This window comes from Mycobacterium sp. JS623, assembly GCF_000328565.1.
Taxonomy (GTDB): domain Bacteria; phylum Actinomycetota; class Actinomycetes; order Mycobacteriales; family Mycobacteriaceae; genus Mycobacterium.
In genome coordinates this window covers 4,081,784-4,094,817 of sequence record NC_019966.1, presented here as the reverse complement: position 1 = coordinate 4,094,817, position 13,034 = coordinate 4,081,784, and the positions used below count along the sequence as shown (strand labels likewise).

Genomic DNA, 13,034 nt, shown 5'->3' with positions numbered 1-13,034 from the left:
GTCGTGAAACGTGTTGCGGTAGTCACCGGGGCCAGTCGTGGCGCAGGACGTGGCATCGCCGCGGCTCTCGTCGCCCACGGCTGGCGGGTGTATCTGACCGGCAGGACCGTGACCGAGCCGGAGGACGGCGGAATTGCGGTGCCCGTCGACCACCGTGACGATGCCGCGGTGGGCGCGTTGTTCGAGCGAGTCGAGCACGAGAGTGGCCGGCTGGATCTGTTGGTCAACAACGCCGCGGCCATTCATGACGACCTGACGAATCCAAAGCCGTTCTGGGAGAAGCCACTCGAGCTGGCCGATGTTCTCGATGTCGGTCTGCGGTCGGCGTATGTGGCGTCGTGGCACGCCGCGCCGCTGATGGTGCGTCAGGGTCGCGGTCTGATCGTGTTCACATCGTCGCCCGGATCGGTGTGCTACATGCACGGTCCGGCGTACGGCGCACAGAAGGCGGGCTTGGACAAGATGGCCGCCGACATGGCAGTGGACTTCCGCGACACCGGGGTGGCCACGGTGTCGATCTGGATGGGGATACTGCTCACCGAGCGGTTCCGCGGCGCGTTCGCCGGAAATCCCGACGCACTTGCCGCGACAGCCAAACACGCCGAAACTCCCGAATTCACTGGACATTTGATCAATGCGCTGTACCACGATCCCGATCTCGGCGAGTTGTCTGGCCACACCGTGATCGGGGCTGAGGTCGCACTGCGCTACGCCATCACCGATGAGGACGGGCGACAACCGCCGTCGCACCGCGACTTGCTGGGGGCGCCGCGAGAGCCCAGCCCGGTCATAGTGCGCTAGCGATCAGGCCATCTGGAAGGCGCTGAGGGGAGCCTCTGCGGGATAGCTCGCGGGCCCGCCGAGGTCGTAGGCCGCGTTTAGGATGCGAATGAATTCGGGGTCGTGCAGCGGCTCGTCCGGCATTGCGAGCTTGAGGCCGTTGGCGTTGACGTCTTTGACCAGCGTATCGATCGCCTGCTCGATCGTGAGATCGTCGGAACCATCCATGTTCTTCTTCAACTCGTCATAGTCGGAGAACACCTCGGCCGACCAATGCACCAGGAAGCGAAGCTCGTTGGTGTGATGCCGGGCAACCACGTCGTCACCGTTCTTCAGCAGCCAGTGATCGCGATCGCCGGGATCGCCGGTGAACACCGTGTCGAACGCCAACCCGGCGGGGGTCTGCTGATCGAGCGGACCATTGGCTTCGCCGCGATGCACCATCATCTCGTTCTGGACCACGACGCCGCGGTTGTACACCGGCGGCAGGAGGCGTTGCGGCGCTTTCAGCGGACCGTCCGGCCAGTATGTGAATCCGCTACCTTCATCCAACGAGAACCACGTGATCACCTGAGCCATCTTGATCAGGTACTCGGTGAACAGGCCGGACTTACCCATCACACTGCACAGCCACGTCGGGGCGTTCTCGTGGCACACTCCACGGAAGCTCGGTGAATCCAAATGGCCGGGGTCGCGGTTGGCGCATGGGCCGTTGATGTTGAACAGCATCATCTCTGGCTTGGCGTACTCGGCGTTCCAGTATTGCTTCGCCATCTGCAAGAACTTTTCGTTGTAGAAGCAGTCGTGCAGTTCCGGGTACAAGACTGTTCCGTAGTTGGCGAGGTAACCGCGAAAGGTTGGAGTCAAAAACAGGTCCAAGGATGGTTCGAAGCCCTCCGGGAACGCCCCACTCATCGTGGCCATCAGCTCGTCAGCCGACGCGAAATGCTGGGCGATGATCAGTTTCCAGGGACCCTGGCTGCGGACGACGCCGAGCAGCCGTTCCCGTTGATCGTCGGTGTAGACGCCGTCGACGTCGACAGGTGGTGATGCGGGACGCAACACTTCGGACAGCTCTATGCGCCGCTCATCTGTGAGCATCAGGTCTCCTCTTCTCGGCTATGTCGATTCTGTGCTCGAAATGGGCGGTTCTCTGCGGACCCGTCCGGTGAACGGGACGCTAAAACGGCAGCGGATGAGCGAATTTCGCCCGCAGCAGGCCGCCGATCTCGGCGATCGCCAGCCGACTCCGCGCGGTGGCATCGGATCGCATCAGAAACCCGTGATACATGCCGGGGTAGCGGGTGACCGTCACTTTTACGCGCGCGTCGCGAAGCCTGGCGGCATAGCGCTCGCCCCAGTCGCGAATCGGATCGCATTCTGCGGTAACGATGATCGCGGGCGGCAGATCGGTCAGGTCCGTCGCGTAGGCGGGCACGCGGTACTGGTCGTGCGGTGCGCTCGCGCCACTGTCGGCCAGGTCGTGCATGTAGACGATGTCGTCGTGGCCGAGCATCGGGGCGTCTGTGAGCGAGACGATCGACGGTGCCCCCATGTCCCGGTCCAGTCCCGGGTAGAGCAGCACTTGGCAGAAGATCGCTGGGCCGTCGTGATCGCGGGCCGCCAGCGCGACGCCTGCGGCAAGGGAACCCCCCGCGCTGTCACCGACGACGGCCAATCGTGTTGCATCGACTCCGAGTTCGTCCGCATGATCGGCCACCCATACGGTCGCGGTATACGCATCGTCGAATTGGGCGGGGGGCGGACATTCCGGTGCCAGCCGGTACTCGACTGCCACCACGGTGGCATTGGACTCGGCGGCAAGCACTCTCGCCAGCGGCTCGAACGAATGGTTGGAGCCCATCACCAGTCCGCCGCCGTGCAGGTACACCAATACGGGGCCCCCGGGCTCCGGTGAGGGGCGGTAAATGAGGGCGCGAATCTGGCCTGCCGGGCCAGGAATTGCACAGTTTTCGATGTGTGCCATCGACGGCATACTGTCGGGATGCGGTGCGGACTCGATTGCCTCGCGCACGGCCCCAAGGCCACGCACGCGCATCGGCAGTATCTCGCCGAACGAGGCAACCCGCGCTGCGGCATCCGGGTCGAGCGTCATTGGTGCGCGGGGTCGAACCGACGACCCTTCAACATCGGCGGCCGCTGGGAGACAAGGACTTCGGCGCGCTCGGCCATCGCCGCGCCGACGTAGTCCGGCTGGGTCAACAGGTAGAACCGACCTTCGGCGGCTTGATCGAACACAGCCTCGGCCGCGGCAAGGGGATCCATGGCATCGGCCTTGATGTCGAGCATTGCGGCGCGTTGTGATTCGGCCGCCGCGGCATCGCCTCCGTCGACTCCGCCTGCGGACTCAAAGATGTTCGATACCACCGCACCTGGCAGCACAGCCTGCACGTGGATGTTGTTGTGGCCGGCCAGTTCCACTTCCAGTCGTAGGCATTCGGTCAGCGCCAGCACCGCGTGCTTGCTCATGATGTAGGGGGCCTGCAAGGGCACGACGGCGACGCCGCCGATCGAGGACAGGTTCCACACCCACGCGGGTTCGCGCGCCGCGAACATTTTCGGCAGAAACGCACGCACACCGTGGAATACGCCGCTGATGTTGATATCGACGAGCCGATTCCAGTTCTCGACCGAGACATCCCAAAGGTATCCGAACTGTTCGACGCCTGCGTTGTTGACCAGTAGCCGGGCCGGGCCGACATCGCGGTACGTCCGCTCGGCCAACGCGTGCACGGCCTCCGGATCGCGGACGTCACAGACGACGTCGACGGCCTTGGCGCCCGCCGTGGTGAGTTCGTCTCGAAGGGCCGCAACCGCTTTCGCGTCGACGTCAGCGAGCACGACGGTCATGCCTAAACGCACGGCGTGACGCGCCAGGCCCGCACCGATACCTGCACCGGCTCCTGTTATGACGGCTACGCCACCGCCGAATGTGTCGCGCGCGGTCATCGGCGTCTAAGCGCCCGTCGCGGCGGCGGCACTGTTGTATTCGGCAAAAGGTATCGAGTCGTCGGCGTCGAGGATCACCTTCATCGAGGTGAAAACCAGGCCGTCGGCGCCGCGCCGTACCGCGACGTCGACCACACCGCTGGACACCGCGAACGGCACGGCATTGGTGACCTGGTTGACGAACAGGTAGAAGCGGACAAACGTGGTCGGCCCCTCGATTCCGGTGCGGAAGATGTTCGTGGCGTGGTGACGCAGTGGGTACGGATTCTCGTTGCGGTGCTGGGTCAACCACGCCAGAGTCTCGGCGCCGCCGCGCAACTCGGCCTTGAGCAGGTCCTCGAATGGGCATGTGCCGGATTCGGAGCGGCTCAGGTACTCCATCTCGTCACCGATGCGGACCGCGAGCTCGTCGAAGTGACCCTGGTCGTAGTGGTACCAGAACCCGGCGATGAACTCCTGAACTTCGGCCAGGGTGATGTCGTTGCTCATGGAGCGAGTCAACCGCCGCGACGCGTTCGACGGCGCAGCGGCGTCCGGTCAGTGGAACACGTTCTGTTCGGCACCGAAACGCGTCCGCAGCTCGCGTTTGAGCAGCTTGCCGCTCGGGTTCTTGGGCAATGCGTCGACGAAGAACACCTGCTTGGGGGTCTTGTAACCCGCCAGGTGGCCGCGGCAGTGGCTGACGAGCTCGTCGGCGCTGGCGTCGGCGCTGTCGCGAATGACCACGGCCGCCACGACGGCCTCGACCCACACCGGATGGGGGACACCGAACACCGCGACTTCCTGCACAGCGGGGTGTCGGTACAGGACTTCTTCGACCTCGCGGCTTGCGACGTTCTCACCGCCGGTCTTGATCATGTCCTTTTTGCGATCGACCACATGCAGCAGGCCGAAGTCGTCGTAGTAGCCGAGGTCCCCGGAATGAAACCAGCCACCGCGGAACGCATCAGCTGTGCGCGCGGGATCGTCGAGATAACCCAACATCAGGTGGGGGCCACGGTGCGCGATCTCGCCGACGGTTCCCGCGGCGACTGGCGAATCGGTGTCATCGAGGATCGCGGTTTCGACGTTGATCGCGGGCCGCCCCGCTGCGCCGGCGTGGTCGCCTTGGTCCTCGGGACCCAGAGCGCTGGCCAGCGGCGCCATCTCGGTCTGGCCGTAGAAGTTCCACAGCTGCAGATTGGGCAGCCGTTCGCGGATCTCGTGAAGAACCTCTGTCGGCATCGCCGACGCGCCGTAATAACCCTTGCGCAGACTGCTCAGGTCGACCTGGTCGAACACCGGTGACCGTAGCAAGGCAATCCAGATCGTCGGTGGCGCAAAATAATTGGTGACCTTGTACCTCTCGATGCCCCGCAGGACGACCTCCGGATCGGGTCGGGGAATGATGATGCTGGTCGCGCCGAGATAGATGTCGGTGGCGAGGAAGTTGTCGAGCTGTGCGCAGTGGTACAGCGGCATCGAGTGGATTTCGACGTCGTCGGCCGACATCGACCCGGCCACGATGGTGCTGACGTAGTTCGACACCAGGCTGCGGCTGGAGTGCATCACGCCCTTGGGACGAGATTCGGTCCCGCTGGTGTACATCAGCCGCATCAGCTGATCGTCGGAGACCTCGAGGTCCGGTGGGGGAGTCGTCGTCGTGAGCCAATGCGCAAAGTCCTCCCAGCCGTACGGCGCCCGTTGCCCGTCAGCGTTCAAGGCCACCTTGGTGATCACCGACCCGCTCTGAGTCATCGCCTGCTCTGCCGTGGTGATCAGCTCGTTTTCGACGATGAATCCCCGGGCCTGGCTGTGCTCGAGAATGAAGGCGATCTCGTGGGCGGTCAACATGAAGTTGATCGGCACCAGCACGACCGCTGCTCGAGCGGTGGCGAACGTCAGCACCGCGTACTGCCAGCAGTTGTGGGCAAGCAGTGCTACCCGATCGCCTGGCGCTAAACCGTTGTCCCGCAACGCCGCCGCAGCGCGGTTCACAAGTTTGTCGAATTCGGCGAACGTCAACGTCAGGTCGCCATCGATGATGGCGACCTTGTCGGGGTGTCTGCGCGCGGAGCGGCGGGGAATGTCGCCCAGTGAGTGGCTGCGTACCTGCATGTCGTCGTCCTTAGGGTTTCAGCTCAAGATTTAAGTCACGGCCGATGATCTCGCGCATGATCTCAGAGGTGCCGCCGTAGACACGGGTCACGCGCGCATCGATGGCCGATCGTGCGATCGGATACTCACGCATGTAGCCGTAGCCGCCGAACAGCTGCTGACATGAATCCAGGCAGCGGAACTCCATTTCGGTCGCCCACAATTTGGCCTTGGCGGCGTCGGCGGCTGAAAGCCGACCCGCGTTGAGTTCGATCACGCACCGGTCGATAAACGCCTCGGCGACCGATATTTCGGTGGCAACATCGGCGAGCGCGAAGCGGGTGTTTTGCAAAGCGCCGATTGGTTTGCCGAACGCCGTGCGCTCACGCACGTAGTCGATCGTCCAACACAGGGCGGCGCGGGCGCGTCCGAGGCTGCCTACCGCGATCTGCATGCGTTCCTGCGGAAGGTTTTTCATCATGTAGTCGAATCCGCGGCCCGCCTCACCAAGGACATTGTCCTTGGACACCTTGACATCAGTGAAGACCAACTCGGACGTGTCCTGGCAGCGCAATCCGAGCTTGTCGAGATTGCGGCCGCGCTCGAACCCGAGCACGCCACGTTCGAGCACCAGCAGTGTGAGCCCGCGGTGGCGGTCTGGTGATGTTCGTACCGCCGTGATCACCAGGTCGGCGTTCTGTCCGTTGGTGATGAAAGTCTTGGCGCCGTTGACGACGAAGTGGTCCTCGGCGTCGACGGCGGACGTCCGGATACCTGCGACATCGGAGCCGGCTCCCGGTTCGGTCATGCCGATCGCGGCGATCAGATCTCCACGTACGAACCCGGGCAGCCAGCGCGCCTGCTGTTCGGGTGTGGTCAGATCGGCCAGGTAAGGCAGGCAGATGTCGTTGTGGACCGCAAAACTCAGGCCGACCGCGCCGCAGTCAACGTCCATGAACGCTTCGATCATGATCTGGTTGTAGCGATAGTCACGGGCGCCGACCCCACCGAAGCGTTCGTCTGCCGCGAAGCCGAGGAGCCCGACCGCACCCGCCTTTGCGAACACTTCACGCGGAATGATGCCGTCGTTTTCCCAGTCGGCGATGTGGGGTGCGACTTCTTTGACGGCGAAATCGCCGGCCAACTCCGCGAATGCGCGGTGGTCATCGTCGTAGTGCACCCGTTGCATGGCCGAAGCGTATGCGCCTGTGCCGGATCCGTTTGGACACGTGTCCCGCTGAGTAGACAACGGCGCCGACGTCGACCGCGAATGCCTCGATACTCGGTTGCCGTGACGACCGACGCCGAAACCGCGACGCCATAGGCGGATCCCGTGAACCTTGATGAGCTGCGCGCGCATCTTCGCGAGGCCGATCCCGGCGTGCTCGTGGCGGTGCTGGCCCAGCTCACCGGCGACGCTTCGGTGATCGGTCGATTCGGCCCGTTGATCTCGCATGTGCCCGATCCTCCGGAGCGAGTTGGTGTCACCGACCCCGACACCGCGGACGCTTTGGTGACGGCCGTCGTTGAGGCGCTGGACGCTCCGCGGAGTCTGTGGGCTGCCGACGACCGAGAACTGTTCACCCAGCTGCTGCCGCTTGCGCTCGGGTCCGACGTCGACGCCGAGTTCGTTCCGCTGCTGCTCGAGCAAGGCGGCTTCCACCTATCGCAGCCGACTCTGCCGCGAACGGTGCCGATTCCCGAAACACTGAAGGTGGCTATCGTCGGTGCCGGGCTGGCGGGCATCATCACCGCCCTCGCCGCCGCCGATGCGGGGGTCGCCTACGAGATCTTCGATCGCAACGACGAAGTCGGCGGCACATGGTTGACCACGACCTACCCGGGCATCGGCGTGGATACGCCATCGGCGTATTACTCGCTGTCGCGTGAGGTGAACCCGGATTGGTCGAGCTACTACCCGCAGGGCGGTGAGTATCAGGCCTACCTGGTGTCGCTGGCCGACAAGTACGGGCTACGCGAGCACACCCGGTTCGGCACGGAGGTCGAGGCCCTGTGGTGGGACGAGGACCGCGACCAATGGCAGATCCACTCGGTCGACCGCGACGGCAACCGCAACATCAGCTTCGCCAGTGTGGTGATCACCGCTGCCGGCTACCTCAACCGCCCACGCTGGCCGGAGCTGTCGGGTCGAGAGACGTTCGCGGGCGACAGCATTCACTCCGCGCAGTGGGATTCATCGGTGGACCTCACGGGCAAGCGGGTAGCGATCATCGGTGCAGGCTGCACCGCCGTGCAGATCGTCGATGCCTGCGTTGATGCGGTGGAGCATCTGACAATGTTTCAGCGTCAGCCGCACTGGGTGGCGCCACGCAGGCGGGCCTCCGACGACGTGCCCGAGCATCGCCGGTATCTCGGCCGGCATGTGCCCTTCTTCGCCAACTGGCATCGGCTGAAGTCGTTTTGGGCCACTGCGGACAATAACTATCCAGTGATCCTGCGGGACCCGGATTGGGCGAACAGCCACCTGTCGATTTCGCCCGCCAACGATGCGCTCCTACAGATGTGCTTGGATTACATCAACCAAACCTTCGGTGAGGGAACGGAACTGGCGAAGAAGATACACCGGATTTCGCGCCGTATGGCAAGCGGATCATTCGTGACCCCGGTGGGTACTACGCGGCGTTGACCCGGAACCACGTCGATGTGGAAGCCAATGAACCAGCCGAGGTCAACGCGAGAGGGATCGTGACGGCGGACGGCCGTCAGATCGACCTCGACGTCATCATCTACGCGACGGGATATCACCTGGACTTCCTGTCCACCATCGATATTCGGGGTCTCGGCGGACGCAAACTGACCGATGAGTGGGGCGACAGCCCGCGCGCCTACCGCGGTGGCACGGTGCCCGGATTCCCCAACCTGTTCATCAACTCCGCGCCGAACTACAGTCCGGGCCACGGAGCGGGCGCCAACTTCTCGATGGAGGTGATGGCGCACTACATCATCGAGTGCCTGCAACTGATGGCGATGCGCGACGCGAGGACTATGGAAGTGACGCAGCACGCCTATGACGACTACGTGGCCGGGATAGATGAGGCGATGTCGCGGACGGTGTGGTGTCACACACCCAACGCACACACCTACTATCGCTCGGGTTCGGGCCGCGTCGTGGTCGCGACGCCCTACCGGCTGGTCGACCTGTGGCATCAGCACCGCGCACCCATCGAAGAGCATTTTGTGTTGCGATGACGGAATTGCTCAGCGGCAGAACTGCTTTAGTTACAGGAAGTAGCAGGGGGATCGGACGCGCGATCGCACAGCGGCTGGCTGCCGAGGGTGCGACGGTCGCGGTGACGGCGCGGTCCTACGAGCCATCGCCGTCGATGCGAGCTGGGGCGGCGCAGGCGATTCCCGGCACGATCGGCGAAACGATCAAGCTGATCGAGGAGGCTGGTGGGACCGCCTTCGGCGTCGCCGCCGACCTCGAGAGTCCCGGTCAGCGCGAGCGGTTGGTCGACGAGGTGCTCGAACGCACCGGCCGCATCGACGTCCTGGTCAACAACGCGGGGTTCGCCGACTATGCGCGTATCGACGACATGGGTCTCGAGACATTCGACCGGACCGTGGAACACTACGTGCGGACCCCGTTCGTGCTCACCAAGGCGGTGGTGCCACATATGCGCAAGCAGGGGGCGGGCTGGATCGTCAACGTCGGGTCTGTGACGGGATTGGCGCCGGCGCGTCCGTACCGCGAGTACAACAAGACCGCAGGCGATGTGATCTACGCGTCGATGAAGGCCGCACTGCACCGGTTCACCCAGGGGGTGGCCGCCGAACTCGTCGACGCGAACATCGCCGTCAACTGTGTGGGGCCATCGACCGCGGTGCGCACACCCGGTGCGGCGCAATTGATCCCGGACACCTTCCCGACTGAGCCTGTCGAGTATTTGGCAGAGACCGTGCTGGCGATGTGCCACTTGCCAGCTGCCGAACGCACCGGGCTCGTGGCGTTCAGCCTGCACTATCCGTGGTCGCAGAACCTGCCGGTGCACAGTCTCGACGGTGCGTCGGTGCTGCCGCCGTTGGAACCGCCGGCGACCGCCAATCCGAACATCCTGCCCGCCGGGATGTAATCGTCACTCCGGCTGCAACACCGCGATGTCACCGCTGGTGATGTGGACTTCGAACGTACGGTGAATGATTCGCCACCCGTCGGAAGTTCGGATCACCGATCGCCTCACAGGGCGTCAAGGCGGCGCGGGACCCGGCACCGACGTGGATGACCCGTGCCTTCGTCACCGCTTCGGCGTGGTCGCCGTCGACGCGGATTTCGTAATTACCCAGGGAAACCCCGTCGAGGCCGGGCCAATCGCGGGCGTCGAGACAGGTGGCGTATGAGTTGAGAACAGCGATGACGGCGTGGCGATCCACGCAACTACATGTCATGCTGCGGCGCCAATATGACAGAAGCTGTGACACACGCGATCACGTACGATGACATCGGGACATTCGGGGTCAAACCAGCGGTCAACGTAAGCCCAATGGATCGGGTGCATCAAATAGGGGCCCATCAGGCCGTCGAGGTCGAGGAATTCTTGTTCGAACACATGGGTCCAGGGCGACTGCCCGATGGCTGACTCGACGCGGCTCAGCTGCCAAGCGATGATTGTGCTGACGTATCGCGGCAGTAGCCGTAGATCGTCTTCAAATCGAGCGATCGTTGTCTCGCCGGTGTCGGGTGCCACTCGCAGCAATAGCGTGCGGTACACGGTGCCCTGGGAGGGTTGTTCGGCCGACTGCGGAATGCCCCGGTACTCGGCGCCATCGACGTGCGTGACCGGCGGTTCCGACAGAATGCCTTCGAGATCGCCCGCGACAGAGGGCCACTGGCCTTCTTCTGCGAAGCGTAGGTGCATCAGAATATCGCCGCCGTTGCGGGATCCCGGCAGCGTCGGCGCGACAACGGCGTGGTCGGCAACGGAGGCGAAGGTCCGTAGCGGTGTCAGCAACTGATCCCGCGTGGCGACCGACGACGTGTGAATCAGCCGCGTCACGCTATACATTGCAGAGCCCGTCGACATCGGCGGCGGCAGCAGCGACACTGCGGGATCGCTCAGCGATGAGCTCGTCGATGTCAGCCCACCATTGGCCGATGCTGGGGTCGGGTCTGCCCTTCCACGTCATCTCCCACCACGCCTGTGCACTTGGCAGATGCCATGTGATGGTGACGACGTTGGTTTGGTCGCTAAGCCAAACCGGCGGGCTGACGAGGATGTCCCGCAACGTCATTCCGCGCTCACGAGCACCCGGCGCATATTCGGCGATGTATCGGTCGACGAATTCCTTCGCACGGTCAGGTTTGGTCACCACGCGGTCGATGACGAAGATCTGACCTTCAGACATGAGCGACGGCAAGAAGCGTGGACAACGTGCGACACACCTCGATGCGGGCAAGCTGCGCCAGGTCGAGCATCGGCATCGTCATGAACCCGTGAATGCCCCCGTCGTAGGTGAGGCGCGTCGTCGAAACGCCGGCTGCTCCCAGCGCTTCGCCGAATGCAATTCCCTCGTCTCGCAACGGATCATGGCCGGCGATGACGACGACGGCGGGTGGCAGCCCCCGCAAGTCCGCATTCAGCGGTGAGACGTAGGGTTGTTCGCGGTCGGCGGGGGAGGGCACGTACTGATCCCAGTACCACTGCAAAGCGGGACGGGGATTGTAGAAGCCCTCGCCGAACACGCGGTATGACTCGGTGTCGAACTTCGGAGCGATCATCGGATACACGAGCAGCTGAGCCGCGAGCGCCGGTGCTCCGTGGTCGCGGGCCATCAGGGCGGCGGTGGCTGCCAGGTTGCCTCCCGCGCTGTCACCGCCGACGACAATGCGGTTCGGGTCACCGCCGAGCGCGTCCACGTTGCGAGCGGCCCATTGGGTTACCGCAAAGACATCCTCAGCCGCGGCCGGCCACTGATGCTCCGGGGCCAGCCGGTATTCGACCGAAACAACAACGGCGGGAATCAGATTCGCGAAGCTTCGACACAGACCGTCGTGGCTGTCGAGGTCGCAGAACACAAACCCGCCACCGTGGGCGTACACCAGCGTCGGTACAGGGCCCGACATCGCCGCGGGGCGGTAGATGCGCACCGCGATGTCGCCCGCAGGACCGTGCACGTTCGCGTCACGGACTTCGCCGACCTCTTCGGGAATCGAGGGCGCAACAAAGCGTGACCGAATCGCGGCTCGCGCCTGCGCGCCGGTCATCGTGTGCACTGGCGGAAATCCGGAGTTGAGCGCCTCGAGGATTTCCGCGATCTGCGGGTCCAGACTCATGCGTACTGCAGTGCAGAATCACGAACGGGCCGCAACGCGCTTCGTAACGGACGCACCGGCTGCAGTGTCGGCGCCACCCGCTGCGGCCCGTCTTCGACGTTGCGCCAGATACCCATTGCGGTCATGCGCACCGGCGCTGCCAGGCGCTGATCGAACATCATCCGATTCATCGGCCCGCAGACCGACACCGCAGCTACGGCGTCGCCGAGCGGACCGATCGACGCTGCGACACAACCGAATCCGGGTACCGACTCCTCGCGATCGAACGCCACGCCGTGGGCGCGAACCTTGGCCAGCTCGGCGCTGAGTTGTGCCGGTGTGCTGATGGAGTACTTCGTCTTGCGGGTCGCCAGATCGACGATGTCGGCCCCTTCCCTGTCCGCCAGCATCGCCTTGCCGACGGCAGCGCAGTGCGCCGGCTGGCGTCCGCCGACGCGGGTGGGGATCGCCGCGGTCATCCGATCGCCGATCTTTTCGAGGTACACGACGTCGGAGCCGTCGAGCACGGCGAGATGCACAACGAGGCCCGTGGCGCGATGAAGATCGTGCAACAGAGGGATCGCCGCACGGTGCAGCCTGTCCTGGTGTACGGCGAGCGATCCGAGTTCAACGAGCCTCATGCCCAGCTCGTAGTCGCGGCCGCTTCGGCGCAGCCAGCGCAGCTGCACCAGCCGCTCGAGCATGCGATGCGCCGAGGACCGGGGCAGACCCGTGCGGCGCACGATCTGGGCCAACGTGAGACGGCCGGGGCCGTCGAAGGCGTCCAACACCAGTGACACCCGGTCGATGACGGCACTCGGAGTGGTGGTTTCGACGGTGACAGTCATGACGCCTCCTCGGGTATATATGACTAATAGTAATATGACTGTTTGTACCATACGAATGTGGCCCGTGTCACGTGGTTCGGGTGATTCCA

General features: G+C 64.1%; 13 protein-coding genes and 1 pseudogene. 3 read left to right on the top strand and 11 right to left on the bottom strand.

What is annotated here, in order from left to right; translation table 11 throughout:
- The first annotated feature begins 3 nt into the window (after nt 1-3).
- The gene (locus tag MYCSM_RS20115; RefSeq protein WP_015308001.1) at nt 4-801 is read left to right on the top strand and encodes an SDR family NAD(P)-dependent oxidoreductase; all 798 of its coding nucleotides are present in this window, start codon (nt 4-6) and stop codon (nt 799-801) included.
- Between the two features lie 3 nt (nt 802-804).
- Here MYCSM_RS20115 and MYCSM_RS20110 read toward each other — a convergent pair whose 3' ends face one another.
- The 6 genes from MYCSM_RS20110 to MYCSM_RS20085 all read right to left on the bottom strand — a co-directional run bounded on the left by MYCSM_RS20110 (nt 805) and on the right by MYCSM_RS20085 (nt 7,015).
- Nucleotides 805-1,881, bottom strand: coding sequence for a hypothetical protein (locus MYCSM_RS20110; RefSeq protein ID WP_015308000.1), 1,077 nt, complete (start codon nt 1,879-1,881; stop codon nt 805-807).
- A 79-nt stretch (nt 1,882-1,960) separates the two neighbouring features.
- Nucleotides 1,961-2,896: an alpha/beta hydrolase gene (locus tag MYCSM_RS20105; protein WP_015307999.1), complete on the bottom strand. Its 936-nt coding sequence runs from the start codon at nt 2,894-2,896 to the stop codon at nt 1,961-1,963.
- A complete protein-coding gene (locus MYCSM_RS20100; RefSeq protein WP_015307998.1) occupies nt 2,893-3,750 on the bottom strand; it encodes an SDR family oxidoreductase in 858 nt (285 codons plus the stop codon). Before MYCSM_RS20100 ends, MYCSM_RS20105 begins: the two co-directional genes overlap by 4 nt.
- 6 nt (nt 3,751-3,756) lie before the next feature.
- A complete protein-coding gene (locus tag MYCSM_RS20095; RefSeq protein ID WP_015307997.1) occupies nt 3,757-4,239 on the bottom strand; it encodes a hypothetical protein in 483 nt (160 codons plus the stop codon).
- 48 nt (nt 4,240-4,287) lie between these two features.
- A complete protein-coding gene (locus tag MYCSM_RS20090; protein ID WP_015307996.1) occupies nt 4,288-5,847 on the bottom strand; it encodes an acyl-CoA synthetase in 1,560 nt (519 codons plus the stop codon).
- A 10-nt stretch (nt 5,848-5,857) separates the two neighbouring features.
- Complete coding sequence (locus MYCSM_RS20085; RefSeq protein WP_015307995.1) at nt 5,858-7,015, bottom strand: acyl-CoA dehydrogenase family protein; 1,158 nt, start codon at nt 7,013-7,015, stop codon at nt 5,858-5,860.
- Nucleotides 7,016-7,159: 144 nt separating this feature from the next.
- On the opposite strand from MYCSM_RS20085, the pseudogene MYCSM_RS20080 reads away from it, so the two are divergent.
- Together MYCSM_RS20080 and MYCSM_RS20075 are read left to right on the top strand one after the other, a co-directional pair.
- A pseudogene (locus tag MYCSM_RS20080) lies at nt 7,160-9,036 on the top strand (flavin-containing monooxygenase).
- Nucleotides 9,033-9,920: an SDR family NAD(P)-dependent oxidoreductase gene (locus MYCSM_RS20075; protein WP_015307994.1), complete on the top strand. Its 888-nt coding sequence runs from the start codon at nt 9,033-9,035 to the stop codon at nt 9,918-9,920. The pseudogene MYCSM_RS20080 and the gene MYCSM_RS20075 overlap by 4 nt, the downstream one beginning before the upstream one ends.
- Nucleotides 9,921-9,948: 28 nt before the next feature.
- Here the strand turns inward: MYCSM_RS20075 and MYCSM_RS20070 are convergent, their stop codons facing one another.
- From MYCSM_RS20070 to MYCSM_RS20050, 5 genes are read right to left on the bottom strand one after another with little or no spacing between them, the layout of a single operon-like run.
- On the bottom strand, nt 9,949-10,218 hold the full coding sequence (locus MYCSM_RS20070; protein WP_041312461.1) for a hypothetical protein: 270 nt from the start codon (nt 10,216-10,218) through the stop codon (nt 9,949-9,951).
- A gap of 11 nt (nt 10,219-10,229) precedes the next feature.
- Nucleotides 10,230-10,850, bottom strand: a complete 621-nt coding sequence (locus MYCSM_RS20065; protein ID WP_041312459.1) for a Dabb family protein — start codon at nt 10,848-10,850, stop codon at nt 10,230-10,232.
- Nucleotides 10,843-11,190: a hypothetical protein gene (locus MYCSM_RS20060; protein WP_015307991.1), complete on the bottom strand. Its 348-nt coding sequence runs from the start codon at nt 11,188-11,190 to the stop codon at nt 10,843-10,845. Before MYCSM_RS20060 ends, MYCSM_RS20065 begins: the two co-directional genes overlap by 8 nt.
- A complete protein-coding gene (locus tag MYCSM_RS20055) occupies nt 11,183-12,118 on the bottom strand; it encodes an alpha/beta hydrolase (protein WP_015307990.1) in 936 nt (311 codons plus the stop codon). Before MYCSM_RS20055 ends, MYCSM_RS20060 begins: the two co-directional genes overlap by 8 nt.
- The gene (locus MYCSM_RS20050; protein ID WP_015307989.1) at nt 12,115-12,945 is read right to left on the bottom strand and encodes an IclR family transcriptional regulator; all 831 of its coding nucleotides are present in this window, start codon (nt 12,943-12,945) and stop codon (nt 12,115-12,117) included. The genes MYCSM_RS20055 and MYCSM_RS20050 overlap by 4 nt, the downstream gene beginning before the upstream one ends.
- Nucleotides 12,946-13,034: the final 89 nt, after the last annotated feature.

Excerpts from the sequence above, each read along its gene's own strand:
- MYCSM_RS20110 (WP_015308000.1), bottom strand. The coding sequence starts at position 1,881 with ATGCTCACAGATGAGCGGCGCATAGAGCTGTCCGAAGTGTTGCGTCCC.
- MYCSM_RS20055 (WP_015307990.1), bottom strand. The coding sequence starts at position 12,118 with ATGAGTCTGGACCCGCAGATCGCGGAAATCCTCGAGGCGCTCAACTCC.
- MYCSM_RS20065 (WP_041312459.1), bottom strand. The coding sequence starts at position 10,850 with ATGTATAGCGTGACGCGGCTGATTCACACGTCGTCGGTCGCCACGCGG.
- MYCSM_RS20050 (WP_015307989.1), bottom strand. The coding sequence starts at position 12,945 with ATGACTGTCACCGTCGAAACCACCACTCCGAGTGCCGTCATCGACCGG.
- MYCSM_RS20060 (WP_015307991.1), bottom strand. The coding sequence starts at position 11,190 with ATGTCTGAAGGTCAGATCTTCGTCATCGACCGCGTGGTGACCAAACCT.
- MYCSM_RS20075 (WP_015307994.1), top strand. The coding sequence starts at position 9,033 with ATGACGGAATTGCTCAGCGGCAGAACTGCTTTAGTTACAGGAAGTAGC.
- MYCSM_RS20100 (WP_015307998.1), bottom strand. The coding sequence starts at position 3,750 with ATGACCGCGCGCGACACATTCGGCGGTGGCGTAGCCGTCATAACAGGA.
- MYCSM_RS20095 (WP_015307997.1), bottom strand. The coding sequence starts at position 4,239 with ATGAGCAACGACATCACCCTGGCCGAAGTTCAGGAGTTCATCGCCGGG.
- MYCSM_RS20105 (WP_015307999.1), bottom strand. The coding sequence starts at position 2,896 with ATGACGCTCGACCCGGATGCCGCAGCGCGGGTTGCCTCGTTCGGCGAG.
- MYCSM_RS20085 (WP_015307995.1), bottom strand. The coding sequence starts at position 7,015 with ATGCAACGGGTGCACTACGACGATGACCACCGCGCATTCGCGGAGTTG.
- MYCSM_RS20090 (WP_015307996.1), bottom strand. The coding sequence starts at position 5,847 with ATGCAGGTACGCAGCCACTCACTGGGCGACATTCCCCGCCGCTCCGCG.